19 protein-coding genes are annotated in these 17,714 nt (G+C 67.8%); 11 read left to right on the top strand and 8 right to left on the bottom strand.

Annotated elements, in window-relative coordinates; translation table 11 throughout:
• The first annotated feature begins 27 nt into the window (after window positions 1-27).
• Both LGN19_RS07485 and LGN19_RS07480 read left to right on the top strand, forming a co-directional pair.
• Window positions 28-2,250, top strand: a complete 2,223-nt coding sequence (locus tag LGN19_RS07485; protein WP_226213768.1) for an amylo-alpha-1,6-glucosidase — start codon at window positions 28-30, stop codon at window positions 2,248-2,250.
• 107 nt (window positions 2,251-2,357) lie between these two features.
• Window positions 2,358-2,609 carry a hypothetical protein gene (locus LGN19_RS07480; RefSeq protein ID WP_011354368.1) on the top strand — a complete coding sequence of 84 codons (252 nt, stop codon included), beginning with the start codon at window positions 2,358-2,360 and terminating at the stop codon, window positions 2,607-2,609.
• A 497-nt stretch (window positions 2,610-3,106) separates the two neighbouring features.
• On the opposite strand, the gene penR is transcribed toward LGN19_RS07480, so the two are convergent.
• The gene (gene penR, locus LGN19_RS07475; protein WP_226213766.1) at window positions 3,107-3,997 is read right to left on the bottom strand and encodes a beta-lactamase transcriptional regulator PenR; all 891 of its coding nucleotides are present in this window, start codon (window positions 3,995-3,997) and stop codon (window positions 3,107-3,109) included.
• A gap of 128 nt (window positions 3,998-4,125) precedes the next feature.
• On the opposite strand from penR, the gene blaPEN-bcc reads away from it, so the two are divergent.
• Entirely contained in the window at window positions 4,126-5,046 is a 921-nt protein-coding gene (gene blaPEN-bcc / locus LGN19_RS07470) for a PEN family class A beta-lactamase, Bcc-type (RefSeq protein ID WP_226213764.1), read from the top strand.
• A 484-nt stretch (window positions 5,047-5,530) separates the two neighbouring features.
• On the opposite strand, the gene LGN19_RS07465 is transcribed toward blaPEN-bcc, so the two are convergent.
• The 3 genes from LGN19_RS07465 to LGN19_RS07455 form a co-directional block, all read right to left on the bottom strand.
• Window positions 5,531-5,731, bottom strand: coding sequence for a membrane protein (locus LGN19_RS07465; protein ID WP_043180118.1), 201 nt, complete (start codon window positions 5,729-5,731; stop codon window positions 5,531-5,533).
• 572 nt (window positions 5,732-6,303) lie between these two features.
• On the bottom strand, window positions 6,304-6,672 hold the full coding sequence (locus tag LGN19_RS07460; protein WP_089441908.1) for an antibiotic biosynthesis monooxygenase family protein: 369 nt from the start codon (window positions 6,670-6,672) through the stop codon (window positions 6,304-6,306).
• Between the two features lie 40 nt (window positions 6,673-6,712).
• Entirely contained in the window at window positions 6,713-7,159 is a 447-nt protein-coding gene (locus LGN19_RS07455; protein ID WP_226213762.1) for a MarR family winged helix-turn-helix transcriptional regulator, read from the bottom strand.
• Between the two features lie 65 nt (window positions 7,160-7,224).
• Between LGN19_RS07455 and LGN19_RS07450 the strand changes: the two genes are divergently transcribed.
• Window positions 7,225-7,842: a hypothetical protein gene (locus LGN19_RS07450; protein ID WP_226213761.1), complete on the top strand. Its 618-nt coding sequence runs from the start codon at window positions 7,225-7,227 to the stop codon at window positions 7,840-7,842.
• Window positions 7,843-7,987: 145 nt separating this feature from the next.
• Here LGN19_RS07450 and LGN19_RS07445 read toward each other — a convergent pair whose 3' ends face one another.
• Both LGN19_RS07445 and LGN19_RS07440 read right to left on the bottom strand, forming a co-directional pair.
• Window positions 7,988-9,364 carry an ATP-binding protein gene (locus LGN19_RS07445; protein ID WP_226213759.1) on the bottom strand — a complete coding sequence of 459 codons (1,377 nt, stop codon included), beginning with the start codon at window positions 9,362-9,364 and terminating at the stop codon, window positions 7,988-7,990.
• Window positions 9,361-10,023: a response regulator gene (locus LGN19_RS07440; protein WP_226213757.1), complete on the bottom strand. Its 663-nt coding sequence runs from the start codon at window positions 10,021-10,023 to the stop codon at window positions 9,361-9,363. Before LGN19_RS07440 ends, LGN19_RS07445 begins: the two co-directional genes overlap by 4 nt.
• Window positions 10,024-10,255: 232 nt before the next feature.
• Here LGN19_RS07440 and LGN19_RS07435 point away from each other — a divergent pair, with 232 nt between their 5' ends.
• From LGN19_RS07435 to LGN19_RS07405, 7 genes are all read left to right on the top strand, one after another.
• Complete coding sequence (locus LGN19_RS07435; protein ID WP_122947704.1) at window positions 10,256-10,609, top strand: YgiW/YdeI family stress tolerance OB fold protein; 354 nt, start codon at window positions 10,256-10,258, stop codon at window positions 10,607-10,609.
• A 55-nt stretch (window positions 10,610-10,664) separates the two neighbouring features.
• Window positions 10,665-11,525 carry a MurR/RpiR family transcriptional regulator gene (locus tag LGN19_RS07430; protein ID WP_122947703.1) on the top strand — a complete coding sequence of 287 codons (861 nt, stop codon included), beginning with the start codon at window positions 10,665-10,667 and terminating at the stop codon, window positions 11,523-11,525.
• 58 nt (window positions 11,526-11,583) lie between these two features.
• Window positions 11,584-12,012, top strand: a complete 429-nt coding sequence (locus tag LGN19_RS07425) for a GNAT family N-acetyltransferase (protein WP_226213755.1) — start codon at window positions 11,584-11,586, stop codon at window positions 12,010-12,012.
• Between the two features lie 192 nt (window positions 12,013-12,204).
• Complete coding sequence (locus tag LGN19_RS07420) at window positions 12,205-13,872, top strand: ankyrin repeat domain-containing protein (protein ID WP_226213752.1); 1,668 nt, start codon at window positions 12,205-12,207, stop codon at window positions 13,870-13,872.
• A gap of 175 nt (window positions 13,873-14,047) precedes the next feature.
• Window positions 14,048-14,908: an isocitrate lyase/PEP mutase family protein gene (locus tag LGN19_RS07415; RefSeq protein ID WP_174955880.1), complete on the top strand. Its 861-nt coding sequence runs from the start codon at window positions 14,048-14,050 to the stop codon at window positions 14,906-14,908.
• Window positions 14,909-15,245: 337 nt separating this feature from the next.
• Window positions 15,246-15,512, top strand: a complete 267-nt coding sequence (locus LGN19_RS07410) for a YodC family protein (RefSeq protein ID WP_122947699.1) — start codon at window positions 15,246-15,248, stop codon at window positions 15,510-15,512.
• Between the two features lie 101 nt (window positions 15,513-15,613).
• Entirely contained in the window at window positions 15,614-16,789 is a 1,176-nt protein-coding gene (locus LGN19_RS07405; protein WP_226213750.1) for a cytochrome P450, read from the top strand.
• A gap of 15 nt (window positions 16,790-16,804) precedes the next feature.
• Here the strand turns inward: LGN19_RS07405 and LGN19_RS07400 are convergent, their stop codons facing one another.
• Window positions 16,805-17,131: a superinfection immunity protein gene (locus LGN19_RS07400; protein WP_011354384.1), complete on the bottom strand. Its 327-nt coding sequence runs from the start codon at window positions 17,129-17,131 to the stop codon at window positions 16,805-16,807.
• Window positions 17,132-17,232: 101 nt separating this feature from the next.
• Complete coding sequence (locus tag LGN19_RS07395) at window positions 17,233-17,652, bottom strand: rhodanese-like domain-containing protein (protein ID WP_226213748.1); 420 nt, start codon at window positions 17,650-17,652, stop codon at window positions 17,233-17,235.
• Window positions 17,653-17,714 lie beyond the last annotated feature (62 nt).

Genomic DNA, 17,714 nt, shown 5'->3' with positions numbered 1-17,714 from the left:
GCGTTGCGACCCGACACAGGAGCATCGATGCCGAATCACGCCGAAGCCACGACGACCCAGGCGCCGCCAGTCGCGCCTGCTGCACCGACCCCAGCGTCGGCCCCCGCATTCATCGCGCCCGAAGCCGATCCGCAGGTACTGGCGCGCAACAACCAGTACGTCCTGAAATCCGGTGACGCGTTCGTGGTCAGCGACGCGCTCGGCGACATCGGCGGTCATGACGACGGCCTGTTCGTCGACGACATGCGCGTGCTGTCGAAGTGGCGCCTGACCTTCGGCGGCCGCGCGCCGTCGCTGCTGTCGGGCGCGACGAGTGCCGATAACGCGTCGTTCACCGCGCACCTGACGAACCGCCCGCTGCCGCCGCTCGGCGGCCACGAAACGCCCGAGGGCGTGATCCACATCGAGCGGATGCGCGTGCTCGCGGGTGACGTGCTTTACGAAGCGCTGACGCTGACGAACTACGGCATGAGCGAAGCCGAGGTGCCGCTGTCGCTGTCGTTCGCGGCCGATTTCAAGGACATGTTCGAGGTGCGCGGCACGCAGCGCCCGAAGCGCGGCACGGTCGTTGCGCCGCGCGTCGACGCGGGCGCGGTGCAGCTGCGCTACGACGGCCTCGACAGCGTCGAGCGCAACGTGACCGTGCATTTCTCGCCGGCGCCCGACGCGCTGTCGGTCGATCGTGCCGACTACACGCTGACGATTGCCGCGCAGGCCTGCGTGTCGATCTACCTGACCGTCGACGCAACGCTCGGCCCGGTGCATGCGGAAGCGCCGGGATGCGGCCGCGTCGCGCTGCGTACCGCGCTCGTCGGCGTGCACCGCGAAATGCGCGCGCGGCGCGAATCGATGGCGCGCGTGAACACCGGCAATCCGCTGTTCGACGCATGGCTCGACCGTTCGCTCGCGGATCTCGGGCTGCTCACGACCCAGCTCGACACGGGGCCGTACCCGTATGCGGGCATTCCGTGGTTCTCGACGCCGTTCGGCCGCGACGCGGTGATCACGTCGCTGCAGATGCTGTGGCTGCAGCCGTCGCTCGCGCGCGGCGTGCTGCGGTTCCTGGCCGAGCACCAGGCGCGCGAGACTTCCGCGTTCCGCGACGCGGAGCCCGGCAAGATCATGCACGAGTTCCGCCGCAGCGAGATGGCCGCGACGGGCGAGGTGCCGTTCGCGCTGTACTACGGCGGTGTCGACACGACTCCGCTGTTCATCGTGCTCGCGGGCGCGTATGTCGAACGCACCGGCGACGATGCGCTGATCGACGAGCTGTGGCCCGCGCTCGAGCGCGCCGCGCAATGGGTGATCGACAAGTGCGACCGCAATCCTTACGGACTGCTCGATTATCAGCGCACGTCGGAGCGCGGCCTCGCGAACCAGGGCTGGAAGGACAGCCACGATTCTGTGTTCCACGCGGACGGCCGCTTCCCGGACGGGCCGATCGCGCTCGTCGAAGTGCAGGCGTATGCGTGCGCGGCACTCGATGCGATGTCGATGTGCTCGCACCGGCGCGGCCACGCGGCCGACGCGACGCGCTACGCGTTGCGTGCGAAGACGCTGCGCGAGCAGGTCGACGCGCTGTTCTGGATGCCGGAAGGCGATTTCTATGGCATCGCGCTAGACGGCCATGGCGACCTGTGCCGCGTGTTCGCATCGAACGCGGGCCACCTGCTCGCGTTCGGGCTGCCCGACGCCGAGCGTGGCGCGGCGGTCGCCGGCGTACTCGGCTCGACGCTGTTCCAGACGGGCTGGGGCATCCGCACGCTCGCTGCCGGCCAGCCGCGCTTCAATCCGATGGCGTATCACAACGGCTCGGTGTGGCCGCACGACAATGCGCTGATCGCACGCGGGCTGGCGCGCTACGGCGACAAGACGGCCGCGGTGAACCTGCTGCGCGCGCTGTTCGAGGCGGCGGTGAGCTTCGAGATGCGCCTGCCCGAACTGTTCTGCGGGTTCCCGCGCCGGCGCGGCGAACCGCCGACCGCGTATCCGGTGGCCTGCCTGCCGCAAGCGTGGGCGGCCGGTGCGCCGTTCATGATGCTGCAGGCCTGCCTCGGCGTGAGCATCGACGCGTCGCGCCACGAGGTGCGGGTCGAGCGCCCGGCGCTGCCGGAAGGCGTCGACTGGCTGCGGATCGACGCGCTGCGCGTCGGCGACGAAACCGTGTCGCTCACGTTCCGCCGCGTCGACGGCCAGGTGGTTGCATCGGCGGAGCAGCCGGGCCGCGTGAAGGTGGTCGCGGTGCTGTAGCGCGGCGCGGCATGTACGTTGAGGGAACGTTGCGCGATGTCGCGCCACGTTCGCGCGCAGCGGCATAGAATCGTGACATGACCCTTGAACGATGGCGGAGGTAGACGATGACGACCGACAACCGGCCCGACGACAGCGAGCACAAGCTCGAGAATCTGGAAGCGGCGGTCGACCACCTGCACAAGTCGATCGAATCGCAGAGCATCGCGGTCGGCGCGGCGAAGGGCATCCTGTTCAGCCTGATCGAAACGCTCGGCGCGCTGATCGGCGATCCCGACCTGCCCGAGCATGCACGCTCGGGCTACGAGGCGCTGCGCGACAAGGCGAGCGAATTGCGCGGCGGGCTTGACCGGCATTGATGCGCGGAGGGCGCCGGCGCTTGCCGCACGGGCTGCGCCGGCGCTGCCCGATTCTGCAGAAGCAGCATAAAACCCCGTGCGCTCAATGAGTTAGGCGGCCGATGCGCAGGATATCCACAAGCTTGCCAACACAATCTGTGGAGAACCGGCCGGCCTCCGACCGGGTGCACGGCGCGTGCCGTGCAAAAGCGCTTGCGCTGCCACACGGTTGACCTTGCAAGGTTCCTGTATTGAATCCCCTTTTGTATCAGGGTGTTACGCGCCGCATTGGAAGGATATCCACAGGCTTGCCAACATATTCTGTGGATAACTCGCAATCGATTGCGTCGTGACAGTTGAGGATCGGGCCGCTGGAGGCCGGCGTGCGAAGCCCGTGCACACGGGCTGCCCGATGTCTGCGTCGGCGCGCTAATTCGTGCGCGATCAAGGGCTTAGGTCCCGGGTACCCAGGATATCCACATCCTTGCCAACACTTTCTGTGGACAAGCGGGGCCGTGTCATTCGGCCTGCTCGGCCTCGGCCGCTTCGGCCACGATCCAGTCGCGAAAGAGCGTCATTGCCGGCGTGAGCGGCTTCGACTTCAGCGAGGTGAGCCAGTAGCCGCCGGCGCACACGTCGATGTCGAGCGGCCGCGCGAGCAGGCCGAGCCGCAGTTCGCGCGCGAACATGCACGCCGGCGCGAGAGCGACGCCCGCGCCCTGCATCGCGGCCTCGACCATCAGCCGCGACGAATCGAACACGGGCCCGTTGACCGCCCACGGTGCGAGCTGCGCGGCCTCGAACCAGCCGAGCCATTCGTCGGTGCGGTACGAGCGCAGCAGCGTTTCGTTCGCGAGATCGGCCGGCTGCGCGAGGCGCCGCGCGATATCCGGCGCGCACAGCGCGGTGAGCGGCGCGTCGAGCAGGCGCTCGTTGCGCGTCGTCGGCCAGTTGCCTTCCCCGAAACGGATCGCGAAGTCGAGGCCCTCGGCGGCGAGATCGACGACGTTGTTGTTGGTTCGCAGCCGCAGCTCGACAAATGGGTGCGTATCGCCGAACTGCTTCAAGCGCGGCATTAGCCAGCCTATGGCAAAGGTGCCGACGACGCCGAGCGACAGCACCTCGTGGAAGCGCCCGCCGTCGAACTGCTTGAGCACCGTCTCGATGCGGCTGAACGCGTCGCTCAGCACCGGCAGCAGCGCGCGCCCTTCGTCGGTGAGCCCGAGGCCGCGCGGCAGCCGCGTGAACAGCGTGCAGCCGAGCCGCTCCTCGAGCGAGCGCACCTGCTGGCTGACTGCGGCCTGGGTCACGCTCAGCTCGAGGCCGGCGCGCGTGAAGTTCAGGTGGCGCGCCGACGATTCGAACGCGCGCAGCGCATTGAGCGGAAGATGAGGGCGGAGCTTGGTCATAAGAATTTCTTTTGTCAGCGCTCAATTATCGTTGCTTGTCAGGTAACCGTAAAGTGTCGATAGTGCTGTCTCGCCGGCCTGGCGTGCTCAACACCATTTCGCCTCCATTCCACCACGAGACAACCGACATGACTTACTCATCCAGACGTCGAACCCTGCTGTTGGCTGCCGCGACGGTGCCGCTCGCCTTGACCGTCGGCGCGTGCGCATCGACGCAGGCAGCCGCGCCGGACGAGGCCGCCACGCCGGACGTGACCGCGGTAGCGGCCGCTGCGACGTTTGCCCGCCTCGAACGCGACGCGGGTGGCCGCCTCGGCGTATGCGCCATCGACACCGCGAGCGGCCGGCGCCTGGTGCATCGTGCCGACGAGCGCTTCCCGTTCTGCAGCACGTTCAAGGCGATGCTGAGCGCGGCGGTGCTGGCGCAGAGCATCAAGCGCCCGGCGTTGCTGCAACAGCGCGTGACGTATACCAAGGCCGACCTCGTCAAGTATTCGCCGGTGTCGGAGAAGCATGTCGACGACGGCATGACGGTCGCCGCGCTGTGCGAGGCCGCGATCCAGTACAGCGACAACTCGGCGGCGAACCTGCTGATGAAGCTGCTCGGCGGCCCGTCGGCGGTAACGGCCTACGCGCGCTCGATCGGCGACCGCGCATTCCGCCTCGATCGATGGGAGACCGAACTGAATACCGCGCTGCCGGGCGACCAGCGCGACACGACGACGCCGTCCGCGATGGCCGCGAGCATGCGCGCGCTGATGGTCGGCGATGCGCTGCCGGCCGCGCAGCGTGCGCAGCTCGTCACGTGGATGCGCGGCAACAAGGTGGGCGGCAAGCGGATCCGTGCCGGCGTGCCGGCGGGATGGACGGTCGCCGACAAGACGGGCACCGGCGACTACGGGACGACCAACGACGCGGGTGTCGTGTGGTCGCCGTCGCGTGCGCCGATCGTGCTGGTCGTGTACTACACGCAGGCGAGCGCCGACGCGAGCGCGAAGGACGACGTGATCGCGGGCGTCGCGAGCGTCGTGGCCACGGCGTTCGGTTGAGCAGGGCGGTACGGCGTGGCGTGCGTGACGCGATCCGCATGCACGCCGTGCCGCAGCCGTGACCCGCGTGAGCAAACGTTGTGCGATCAACGACTTAGGTCACGCATGCTCAGGATATCCACATGCTTGCCAACAAAAATTGTGGACAAGCTCGCGCGCGGCCGCGTCCGGCGTGGCGCAAGCCGCCGTGCCGCATTTGAAGCGGCGCGGACAAAGTCTTTCGGATCAAGCGCTTGCCCGGCGTATGCGCAGGCTATCCACATGCTTGCCAACAAAATCTGTGGACAAGCCGGTGCGCATGCGCGGAAGGCGCCCCGTCACCTGGCGAACGGGTGGGTGAGCGGCATTTTCCCGGCCGCGTGCCGCATTTGAAGCGGCGCGGACAAAGTCTTTCGGATCAAGCGCTTGCCCGGGGTATGCGCAGGCTATCCACATGCTTGCCAACAAAATCTGTGGACAAGCCATGCGGCCGCGATGGCGACGGTCAGGGCTGCCGATCGTCGACGGTGGGCCAGCGCGCGAACGCGAACACCCACAACATGATGAAGTTCAGGACCGGGACGAACATCGTCAGGATCCACCAGCCCGAATGACCGGTACGCCGCACGATGCGGACATACGGATAGATGACGACGGCGACGAGCACGAGTGAGACGACCCACTGCAACGCGGTGAAGTGTTCCATGGTCTTCCTCGGAGTGATGTGTCGTGGTGCGGCACCGGCGGAACGGCCGGGCCGTTGAGCCGTCGCGCGCAGCCGGCGATGCGCGGCCGCATGCGGCTCGCGTGATCTTGACGCGTGACGGGCGCGAGCGTCAAGGCGACAGCAGCGTGCTGCTGTTGCGCGGGATCGTCCGCCTGCGCGCCTGCCCGGAGCGCAGGGTGCCGCAACCGTGACGCCGCGCATGAACCGTAGGCCGATCAACGGGTTAGCGCAGGCTTGCGCAGGATATCCACAAGCTTGCCAACAAAATCTGTGGGTAAGTGGCGTCGCGCCTGGCGGGCACGTGTGCGCCGACGTCGACGTGCATCGGCGTGGCGTCGTGACGCGAAGTGCGGCGACGCGGCATACGTGATGGCCCTCGACGGGGCTTCGTCTGCATCACGCGTGCCAAAGTCCATCGGATCAAGGGCTTAGCGGTGCGGTGCGCAGGATATCCACAAGCTTGCCAACATTTTCTGTGGAGAACTCCGGGTGTGCGAGCGACACGCAGCACACCCGCGAATGCCACGCGTTGCCCCGCTTCGCGCGTGCACTCATGCAGTGCAGATACCGGCCACGCCGACTTTCTGGAACAGGTGCGGGCTCGCGACGGCGGACGACGGATAGGCCGACAGCTTGGCGACGAACTCCGGATGGGTGAAGGCCGCGCGAAACGCTTCGGTCGATTCCCAGATCGCGTAGTTCAGGTAAGTCGGACTGTCACCGAGCGCGCGATGCAGTTGGGTCGAGATGAATCCCGGCTGCCGTTTCATGAATTCGGCATCGTCCTTCCACACGGCGAGAAAGTCCGCTTCGTCGGCGGCGGCCAACGTGAACACGTTGACGAGGACGACCGGCTCCGCGTCGATCGCGATCTGTTGCTGGATCGGAAAGGCCGGATCCATCGGCTTGAAATGAGGCATGTGAACTCCTTCGGGTGAGGGGGAGGGGGCGCTTGAGCGCTCACGTCGGCGCATCGGCGCCATGCGCGCTGGACATCGCCGACAGGACGCGGATCGCCGCGTCCAGGTCAGCCGAACTGAAGTCGCCGGCGATGTCGCGGACATGCTGCTGCCACTGCGTGACCACGGCCTGATAGGCCGCCTCGCCGCGAGGCGTCAGCGTGTACAAAGGGGAGCGCTTGTGCGCCGGATTGGGCAGCGATTGCACCAGCCCTTCGTCGGTCAGCACGTTGATCTGTTTCAGCACCGCCTGCCGCGTGATGCCCATCGCGTCGGCGATCTGCGGGATGTTCGGGGATTCCGGCGCCAGCGAGATGGCGCCCAGCACCTGCCAGCGCGCACTGGTCAGGCCGTGCGGCCCGGCAAAGGTGTTGCCCCATTCGATCAGCAGGCCGTTCAACCGGAATACGGACAGCGCGACGGTGGTCAACTTCGCGGATTTCGTCATGTTCGGGATGCGGGATGAATTGACAACTACTTTACGTAATAGACAACTGGTTGTCAATTAGACGAATGAACGTCGCTGAACGTGGCCGGGTGGGTAAACTGGCAACGCGATCCGGCACCGGTAACATTTGCCGTGTCGGATTGCAGGCCAACAATAAGGAACCTGGAGAGAAATCAGTGAGCGCGATCTGGAACAAGATCGCCGTGCCGTTGGTGGCGCTGGCATGTGGCATGCTCGCGCATGCGTGCATCCCGGCCAGGTACGAGACCGCGTACTTCGGCAAGACCGAACGCATGAAAGACGAACTGCGCGACAAGGTGATCGACGACATCCGCGCCAATCACTACACGATCATCGAATCGAAAATCGGCTTGCTGTTCTACCCGATCGTCAGGAAAGGCGACGGGATCTACCTGGGCGCCGACCGGATCGCGACGGGGAGCGATTCGTTCTGGTACCTCGGGAATGGCTACTACCAGCTGAACGGTCAGCTCTATTTCATGGGTGAACACGTTGGCGCGCATCCGCTCAACGGTACCGTGATCGTTCACACCGAGGATCGGACCCGGCAAAGGCCGGACGACTATCCCGCGGGCCGCCTGTTTTGCGTCGTGAGGGAGCACGCCAGCATCCTCGAAACCTCGACCGGCCTGCGGGTCGAGCGGAGCGTCGTCGACAACTGATCCGGGCGCGGCGCTGCCCCGGGCTGGCGCATTTGCCGCGCACGACCGACAAACCCTTTCCGATCAATGGCTTGATGCCGTTAATGGACGGTTGTCCACAAGCTTGCCAACACAATCTGTGGAAAAGCTGCCCGCCGCCCGCGCGTCAGGCCGGCGGCGGAAAGCGCACCGTGACGGTCAGCCCGCGTCCGCTGCGCGTGGTGCCAAGCGCGACCGTCGCGCTATGCTGTTCGGCGATCCGCTTGACGATCGACAGCCCGAGCCCGCTGCCCGACGACGTGACGGCCTGCGCGCCCTCGCCGCGATAGAAGCGCTCCCACACGTCGGTGCGTTCGGCTTCCGGGATCCCGGGGCCGTCGTCGGCGACTTCGAGCACGGGCGTCGTGCCGTCGAGCCGCGCGGACACGTCGACACGCGCGCCGTCGCCCGCATAGCGGATCGCGTTGTCGACGAGGTTGTTCAGCAGCACGCGCAGCGTGTCGGCATTGCCCGACGTCATCACGGGCGTCGACACGATCGCGCCGAGATCGATCCGGTGCGCGTCGGCGACGCGCGTGCGATCCGATACCACCGACCGGCACAGCGCGGCGAGATCGACGGGCGTCGACGCGGAAGCCGCCGCCTGCGCATCGGGTTCGAGGCGCGCGAGTGTCAGCAGCTGCTCGGCGAGGTGGCCGAGGCGTGTCGTGCCCGCCTGGATCTGCGCGAGGATGTGCTCGCGTTCCTCGGCGGTCGACGCGCGCCGCAGCAACTGCGACTGGATCGACAGCCCCATGATTGGCGTGCGCAATTCGTGCGCGGCATCGGCGATGAAGTGCCGCTGCAGCGTGAACGAGCGGTCGAGGCGCGCGAGCAGATCGTTGATCGCTTCAGCGAGCGGCCGGACTTCGTTCGGCATCGAGCCGACGTCGACCGGTTCCAGATTGTTCGCATTCCTGCGTTTGAGGCCGGATGCAATCGAACGCAGCGGCCGCAGCCCGGCGCCGATGCCGAACCACAGGCCGATCGCGAGCAGCGGCAGCATCGAGAACACCGGCCACAGCAGGTGTACGGCGATGCCCGCGATCGCTTCCCAGCGTGCATGGCGTGCCTGCGCGAGCCGGATCGTCGTGCCGCCGCGCTCGGTCACATAGGTGCGCCACGGCTGGCCGCCGACGTCGACACTTGCGATGCCTTTCTGCTCGGGCGGCGGCAGTTTCGAATCGCGGTCGGTCGAATACACGAGCGTGCCGTTGCGCCAGACCTGCAGCAGCACGGCGTCGGGGTCGCTCGCTTCGAAGCCGTGCTTGCCGTTGGCGTGGTCGCTGAACGACAGCTCGCCGTTCGGGCCGACGACGATCTGCTTCGACATGCTGCGCATCTGGTCGTCGAGCAGGTCGTCGAGCTCGCGCAGTGCGCCCCAGTAGGTGCCCGCGCTCGCGACGAGGCCGATCACGCACGCGGCCGGCATCAGCCACATCAGCAGGCGCCGCCGCAGCGACGCGCTGCGCCAGCGTGCGACCGCGCGTTGCATGTGCGTCATGCGCCGTCACCGATCCGGTAGCCGACGCCGCGTACCGTGCGGATCATGTCGTGGCCGAGTTTCTTGCGCAGGTTGTGGATATGCACCTGCACGGCGTTGCTCTCGATTTCCTCGCCCCAGCTGTACAGCCGCTCCTCGAACTGCTCGCGCGAAATCACTGCACCCGGGTCGCGCATCAGCTCGTGCAGCAGCACGAACTCCTTCGGCGACAGCGGCACTTCATCGTCATTGAGCCAGACGACGTGCTTGACGGGGTCGAGCCGCAGCGGGCCGATCACGAGCGTCGTCTGCGCGCGGCCCGCGTGGCGGCGGGTGACCGCGCGGATGCGGGCGAGCAGCTCGTCGAGCTCGAACGGCTTGACGAGATAGTCGTCCGCGCCGCTGTCGAGGCCCGCGATGCGGTCGGGCACGCCGTCGCGCGCGGTGATGATGATCGCGGGCAGGTTTTCGTCGCGGCGGCGCAGCGCGGCGAGCACCGACAGGCCGTCGCGGTTCGGCAGCCCGAGATCGAGCAGCAGCAGGCCGTAGCCGGTCGCGCGCAGCGCGAGCGACGCGGCGTCGCCGTCCTTCACCCAGTCGACCGCGAAGCCTTCCTGTTTGAGGCCCTGTTCGAGCCCGCTGCCGATCAGCGGATCGTCCTCGACGAGCAATACGCGCATGAATTGGTGTCTCTTCAACGGGGTGCCGTGGCACCCGGGGTTCCCATGATAAGCGCCCGTGTCTTAGGTGGACCTTAAATGCGGGCGGCACGCGTCGCGCCTTCGTACTCGTCCAATGCGGCACCGTGTCGCCTCGGCGCGACCTTCAGGTTTGCTTAATCTTACGGTCCGTAATCTGGCGCCGTCGCGTTCAACGGGGCGCGGCGTCACATCGAAAAAGAGGAACGAGATCATGAAATACCTGGCCAGAATCCTGACAGTCGCGCTCGCCACGCTGCCCGCCGCCGTCTACGCGCAATACACGGGGCCGTCCACGTTGACCACGACGACAGTGAAGGAACTGCTCGCGAACGGCAAGGACGACCAGCACGTGCAGTTGCAGGGCCGCATCGTCAAGCATGTCGGCGGCGAGGATTACGAATTCGCCGATGCGACCGGCACGATCCGCGTCGAGATCGACCACAAGCTGTGGGCGGCCGGCCAGCCCGTCACCGACAAGAACGACGTGAAGGTGACCGGTGAATTCGAGCGCAAATGGTCGGGCAGCGTGAAGGTGGACGCCGATCACGTCGAAGTGCTGCGCTGACCGGTGCGCGCGGGGCCGGTGATACCATGGACGACCGGTTCCCGTTCCCACCAAGATGGCCGCCAATTTCGACGAACTCGCGTCCCGGATCCGGACGCAATTTTCCGAGCTGAGCCCGCAATTCCAGGCGGGCGCTGCCTTCCTGCTCGATCATCCCGACGAAGTCGCCACCTCGTCGATGCGCAAGGTCGCGCAGCGCGCGCAAGTGCAGCCCGCGTCGCTCGTGCGGCTCGCGCAGCAATTCGGCTTCCCCGGCTGGAACGAGCTGCGCGACCTGTGCGTCGCGCGCGTGCGCACGCGCCCCGAGCCGCTCACGCAGCGGGCGCGCTCGCTCGTGCGGCCCGACGCGAAGGCGTCGCTCGCGCACGACCTGCTCGCCGCGCAACAACACAACCTGTCGGCCACGGCCGCGCAGAACGAGCACGCGCTCGCCGATGCCGCGAAACTGATCCGCAAGGCGTCGCACGTGCATGTCGCGGGGTTTCGCTCGTGCTATCCGGTCGCATTCGGTTTCGTGTACGGCTACCGGCTGTTCCGTCCGACCGTGTCGCTGCTCAACGGCGTCGCCGGTTCGCTCGAGATGGAGCTGCGGACGATCGCGAAGCAGAGCGTGACCGTCGTCGTCAGCTTCGCGCCGTATTCGCAGGAAGCGACGCGCGTCGCGCAGGCCGCGAAGGCGCAGGGCAGCCGGATCGTCGCGATCACCGACAGCGCGGTGTCGCCGATTGCGCTGCACGCGGATGCGCAGCTGATCTTCACGCACGACAGCCCGTCGTTCTTCCCGTCGCTGGTGGCCGCACACGCGATGGCCGAAGCGCTGGTCGCGCAGTTGCTGGCGCTCGAAGGCAGCGATGCGATCGCCGCGCTCGAACGCACGGAAGCGGAACTGCACGCGAAGGGCGCTTACGTCGTCTGACGCGGTACGTGCGGCTTCAACACTTCCTTGTTATTTTCGATTCAAGCGGATTCAACCGATGACGTTCACATATGAGGTGACGGACGCAGGCGACGCGAACGTTCGCAAGCAGATCGTCGCGCCGCTCGTCCGGTTCAACGAAAGCCAGGCAGGCCCGAACGACTTCCGTGCGCTGGCCGTGGTCGTGACCGATGGCGAAGGCGCGGTGGTCGGTGGCCTGTGGGGCAGCACGGCTTACGGCTGGCTGCATGTCGACCTGCTCGTGGTGCCCGAGGCCGCGCGCGGCCAGGGCGCGGGCACGCGCATCATGGATCTGGCCGAGGCGGAAGCCGTCGCGCGCGGATGCCACGGCGTGTGGCTCGACACGTTCGACTTCCAGGCGCGGCCGTTCTACGAGAAACGCGGCTATGTCCGCTTCGGCGAACTGCCGGATTATCCAGCCGGACACTCGCGCATTTTCCTGACCAAGCGGTTGGCCGCGGGCTGAGCGCCGCCGCCGCATGGCGCGCCGCGGTTGACGAGGTCGCCGGCCGTCGCCTAGGATACCGGTCAGCGATGCAGGTCGCTTCCGGGTCCGCGGAAAGGGTTGAACCCACCTGTCGCAGCAAATTCAGCTTTCCACCTGTCCTTTGTGCTGGCGGTATTGCGGACCTTCGGCCATGACTGCACGAGGATTCGCATGAAAAAGCTGCCTCCCAGGGCCAATCCCGATCATCTGAAAAAGCAGGCCAAGGCATTGTTGCGCCTGTACCGGCAGGGTGACGCCGATGCCGTCGCGCGCTTTGTCCGGTTTCTCCCTGCTGCCGCGAACCGCACGCACGACGAAGCGCTCGCGCTCGGACTCCGGCTGCACGACGCGCAATCCTGCATTGCGCGCGAGTACGGCTTTGCTTCATGGGCCGATCTCGGCGCGTTCGTCGAAACGCATGCGCTGGCGGGGCAACAGCGGTCGCAACTGATCCGGCGCTGGCTCGACCTGGCGTACGGCGGCGACGTGACCGGCGGCTACGACGCGCCCCGGCCGCGCGTCGCCGCGCAACTGCTGCTCGACCATCCCGATCTCGTTGCCGGCGATCCGACCGTCGCATGCGCGGCCGGCGATCTCGACGCGGTGAAGGCGGCACTGGCCACCGATCCCGGCTGGATCGCGCGCGCCGGCGGCGCGCTGAAGCTGCCGCCGCTGGTCGCCGTCACGCATTCGCGGCTCGGGCAGATTCCCGGGTTTGCCGCCAGGCTGTGCGCCTGCGCGCGTCTTCTGCTCGATGCCGGGGCCGATCCGAACCAGCGGATCGGCAACCGCTTTCCGCCGGCTTCGCTCGCCGCACCCGACGAAGCGGAGCCGCTGTCGGCGCTGTACGGGGCGGCGGGCGTCAATCGCGATCCCGTGCTTACCGCCATGCTGCTGGAAGCCGGCGCCGATCCGAACGATGGCGAATCGCTGTATCACTCGGTGGAAAATCCGGCCTGCACGCGCGTGCTGCTCGAACACGGCGCGCGGGTAGGCGGCACGAATGCGTTGCGGCGCGCGTTCGACATGCGCGACGCGGACGCGCTCGAACTGCTGCTCGCGCATGGCGGCGACCCGAACGAGCCGCCTGGCGCGGGGCTGGCGGAGACCTGGGGCGCGCCATTGTTGCGGGCGATCGGCGTGCGCTGCTCGGCACGCCATGTCGCCGCGCTGCTGGCCGCCGGTGCCGATCCGCGCGCGCGGACCCCGACAGGCGTCAGTGCGTACCGGCTGGCGATGCAGGCCGGGCTGTCCGACGTCGCGGCGCTGTTGCGGGCGGCCGGCGCGGACGAGCCGCTCGACGCGGCAGACGCGTTCGTGGCGGCCTGCGCGCGCGCCGATGCCGACGCTGCGCGGCGCATCCAGATGCGGCATCCCGACCTGCCCGGCGCGCTGCCGGGCGAGCGGCTGCGGCTGCTGCCGGACGCCGCCGCGTGGGGTTCGGGCGACGCGGTGAAGGTCATGGTCGAACTGGGCTGGCCGATCGCGGCGCGCGGCGGCGACTGGGACGCGAGCGCGCTGAATCATGCGGTGTTCCGCGGCGATGCGGGCTTGCTGGCGTTCCTGCTCGCGCACGGCGCGAACTGGCGCGACCTGCACGGGTTCGGGAGCGACGCGCTCGGCACCTTGTCCTGGGCATCCGTCAACGAACCGGAGCATGTCGGCGCGTCCGACTGGGAGGCTTGCGCGCGGCTGCTACTCGCGCACGGCGTGCCGCAAGCCGCGCGGGACCCGTCGAATCCGGACGGCGTGCTGATCGACGGTCGTGCGATGCGTTTCTCCGAGGCCGTCACCGACGTGTTGCTCGGCATCGACGGCGGTCCACCCGCCGCGCAGTAAGCGACGACGGGCCGGCAACGGACGGGCGGCGGCGCTCGCCCGCTCGTTGCCGGTTGCCGGCACGCAGTCGGCGCACCGGTTTTTTCCTGTCGCGCGACGACATTTCGATGAACACTGAAACGTCGTGTGCGCGACCGGCGTAAGCTCAGCCGTCAACTTCCTTCCGGAGTCCACGATGACCCGTTCCGACCTGCAAGCCCGCCAAGCCGAAGCGTTCCGCGCCCTGCATGCGCGCGCCGGCGCCTTCATCATCCCGAACCCGTGGGACGCCGGCACCGCGCGCCTGCTCGCGATGGCCGGCTTCGAGGCGCTCGCGACCACGAGTGCCGGCTACGCGTTTTCGAAAGGTCAGCCCGACAATGCGATCGACCGCGACGCGATGCTCGATCACATCGCCGAGATCGTCGCCGCGGGCGGCCTGCCCGTCAGCGCCGATCTCGAGAACGGCTTCGGCGACGCGCCCGACACGGTGGCCGAAACGATCCGGCTCGCGGCCGAGGCCGGCGCGGTCGGCGGCTCGATCGAGGACGCGACGGGCCGCGCCGACGCGCCGATCTACGCGCGCGAAGCGGCGATCGAGCGCATCGCGGCGGCCGTCGACGCGGCGCGCGCGCTGCCGTTTCCGTTCACGCTGACCGCGCGCTGCGAAAACTACCTGCATGGCCGCCCCGACCTCGCCGATACGATCGCGCGGCTCGTTGCCTATCGCGATGCGGGCGCCGACGTGCTGTATGCGCCGGGCATCACCGATGCGGACGAGATCGCGGCGGTGACGCAGGCGGTCGGCGCGCCCGTGAACGTCGTGATGGGGTTGCAGGGCGGCTTGCTGAGCCTCGACGCACTGGCGGCGCTCGGCGTGAAGCGCGTGAGCGTCGGCGGCGCGCTGGCGCGGGCGGCGCTCGGCGCGTTCCTGCGCGCCGCGAAGGAGATGGCGCAGGACGGCACGTTTACGTTCACGCAAGCGGCCGTGCCCGGGCGCGATATCAACCGCTGGTTTGCGTCGCCCGATAATTCACCGGTTTTGTTCGGGGAATGAGCGCAAATAAACCGTGGGATCGTTTCCAGCCGAAACATTGATTGACAATAATCAATCGATTTCGCGTCCGAATTAAACGTCGGTGACGACGCAAAATACATCGTCTATTCTCCGCATTCCGCCCGTTTGACCGGGGCTGGCGCGCAATTCGCGCCGGATCGGGCGAGCGGGCGCCCGCCGTGCGCATCGATGCCGCGCATTGTTGCATTTTCCCCGCCACTGAGTTTTTTTACGCGGGAGTTGCCGGCCGATTTTTTGATTGATAATCTGCGGCACCTTCGCAAGAACGGTCGGTGTGCCGCTGAAAATATCGATATATAAAAATGCTGAGAGAGCGATGACGATCCGAGAAAATCAACGCGTCAGGTTTCGCGTCGGCGATGTCGTGACGCTGAAGACGGGCGGGCCGCGCATGACCGTCACCTATGCCGGGCCGGTCGTGTTCGACGACGGCGACTGGCTGATCTGCCAGTGGTTCGACGAAAACGGCGAATTCCGGCAGGAAATGTTCCATCACGACACGGTGGTGCCCGAGCCGCGCGCCATTTCGGCCGGGCGCGTACGCATGCGCATGCAGTCGCATCGCTACCGGTCGGCTGCCTGACGTTCCGCTGTCGTCGCGATGCGGCCACGCGCGGTGCCCGCGCCGCGACATTTCATGCCAGCCCGAAACTTCCGGCGGCGCGCTGCGCCGATACTGTCCGCATGAACCCGACCGATCCCATCGCAGCGGTCACGCACCGCGATCCCTATCCCTACTATGCGGCGCTCGTCGACGGGCCGCCGCTCGCGTTCGACGCCACGCTCGGCCTGTGGGTCGCGAGCCGCGCGGCCGCCGTGACGGCCGTGCTCGGCCATCCGGCCTGCCGCGTACGCCCGCTGGACGCACCCGTGCCGCCCGCGTTGCGCGGCACGACGGCCGGCGCGCTGTTCGGTGAGCTGGTCCGGATGAACGACGGCGCGTTGCGGCACGATGTGCCGAAGCAGGCGCTGCGCACCGCGTTCGCGCCGATCGACACGGCTGCGCTGCGCGACCGTGCCGCGCAGCTTGCCGCGCGGCGTTTGCCGGCGCCGGGCGATGCCGGCGCGCTGAATGCGTGGTGCATGACGGTGCCCGTCTGCGCGGTTGCCGATCTGCTCGGCTTCGACGAGACGCAGCTCGACGACATTGCGGCGCGGGTCGTCGATTTCGTCGCCGCGTTGTCGCCGCTGTCGGACGCGGCGGCACTGGCCCGCGCGAGTGACGCCGCGCGGCAACTGCTCGACCGGATGACGGAGCGTGTCGCGCAGACGCACGCGCACGACGGCACGCTCGTCGCCGCGGTGCAGCAGGCGGCCCGCGCGTCGGGCTGGCAGGCGAGCGGCGCGATGGTCGCGAATCTCGTCGGACTGCTGTCGCAGACCTGCGAGGCGACCGCCGCGTGGCTCGGCAATGCGCTGGTGGCGTGGAACGGGGAGGCGGGAGCGGGCGCCGCGCACGTCGTGCCGGACGATGCCGCGCTCGACGCATTCGTCGCCGAAGTCGGGCGCTTCGATTCACCGGTGCAGAACACGCGCCGCTTCGTCGCATCGCGCACGACGATCGAAGGCGTGACCGTCGAAGCCGGCGACGCGATCCTCGTCGTGCTCGCCGCGGCCAACCGCGACCCGGCCGTACACTGCGATCCGCACCGATTCATGCCCGGCCGCGCAGCCGGGCCGAATTTCGGCTTCGGCACGGGGCCGCATGGTTGTCCGGGCGAGCGGATCGCGCGGGCGGTAACGGTGGGTGCGTTCGGGGCGTGGCAGCGGGCGGGCGGCGGGGTGCCGCACGACGGGCTGGGGTGGGATTACCGCGCGTCGACCAACGTCAGGATGCCGAAGTTCGACGCAGCAGGTTGAACGGGAAAGAGGGACTTAACGGCAGCCTTGCTTCTCCGCCCATTGCTCCTGGGCGGCTACACGGCGCTGCACGCGCTCGACGAGACCGGTCGAGAAGGTCCGCATGCTGATGCCGCGGCGCTTGGCGAGGATCGTCTGCGCGACATCGGTGCGCGGGTTCGGCTGGCAGGCCCAGTACAGCGTCATCAGCCAGCCGATGCCGGTCCACCCGAACAGCGCGTTGAACATCGCGACCGTCAGCTTGTCGTGCCGGCCACGCCGGTCGGCAATGACCGCCGGCAGAAAATAGATCGCGATCGCGGCCACTGAACCGGCCACTTGAATCAGGACTGCGTTCTGCATGTTGCTGCTCCATCCGAACTGCAATGGGACTGATTGTCGCGCTTTTTTTGTTTGCGTGCAGGCCGTACACAGGCAATTGATTGTTGCGTTTTTAATGACGATCAGCCGGCTTCGGCGTCCGCCGGCTGCACTTCGTTGCTCAACGCGAAACCTTCGTCGAGCCAGCCCGTCACGCCGCCGATCATCAGCTTGACCGGCCGGCCGAGGCGCGCAAGCTGGATTGCCGCACGCGCGGCGCCGTTGCAGTGCGGGCCCGCGCAGTAGACGACGAACAGCGTGCCGGCCTGATAGCCGGCGAGCTTGCTCTCGATGATCTTGCGGCGCGGCAGGTTGCGCGCGCCGGGCACGTGGCCGGCGGCGAACTGGTCGGGGCCGCGCACGTCGAGCAGCACGAAATCGGGCGCACCCGAGGCGAGCGCGTCGTGCACGTCCCAGCAATCGGTCTCGAAGCGCAGCGATGCCTCGAAATGCGCGAGGGCGGCGGGGCTGTCGGCGGCGGGCACGTCGGTAACGTAGGACATGGCAGGTTCTCCTGAAGGTTGCACGGAACGCGGTGGAATGAGGGGCAGTATCGCGGTTCGGC

Origin of the sequence: Burkholderia sp. AU30198 (assembly GCF_020419825.1) — a bacterium.
GTDB lineage: Bacteria > Pseudomonadota > Gammaproteobacteria > Burkholderiales > Burkholderiaceae > Burkholderia.
The sequence above is the reverse complement of the archived record's forward strand: the minus strand, read 5'-3'. Positions and strand labels throughout refer to the sequence as shown.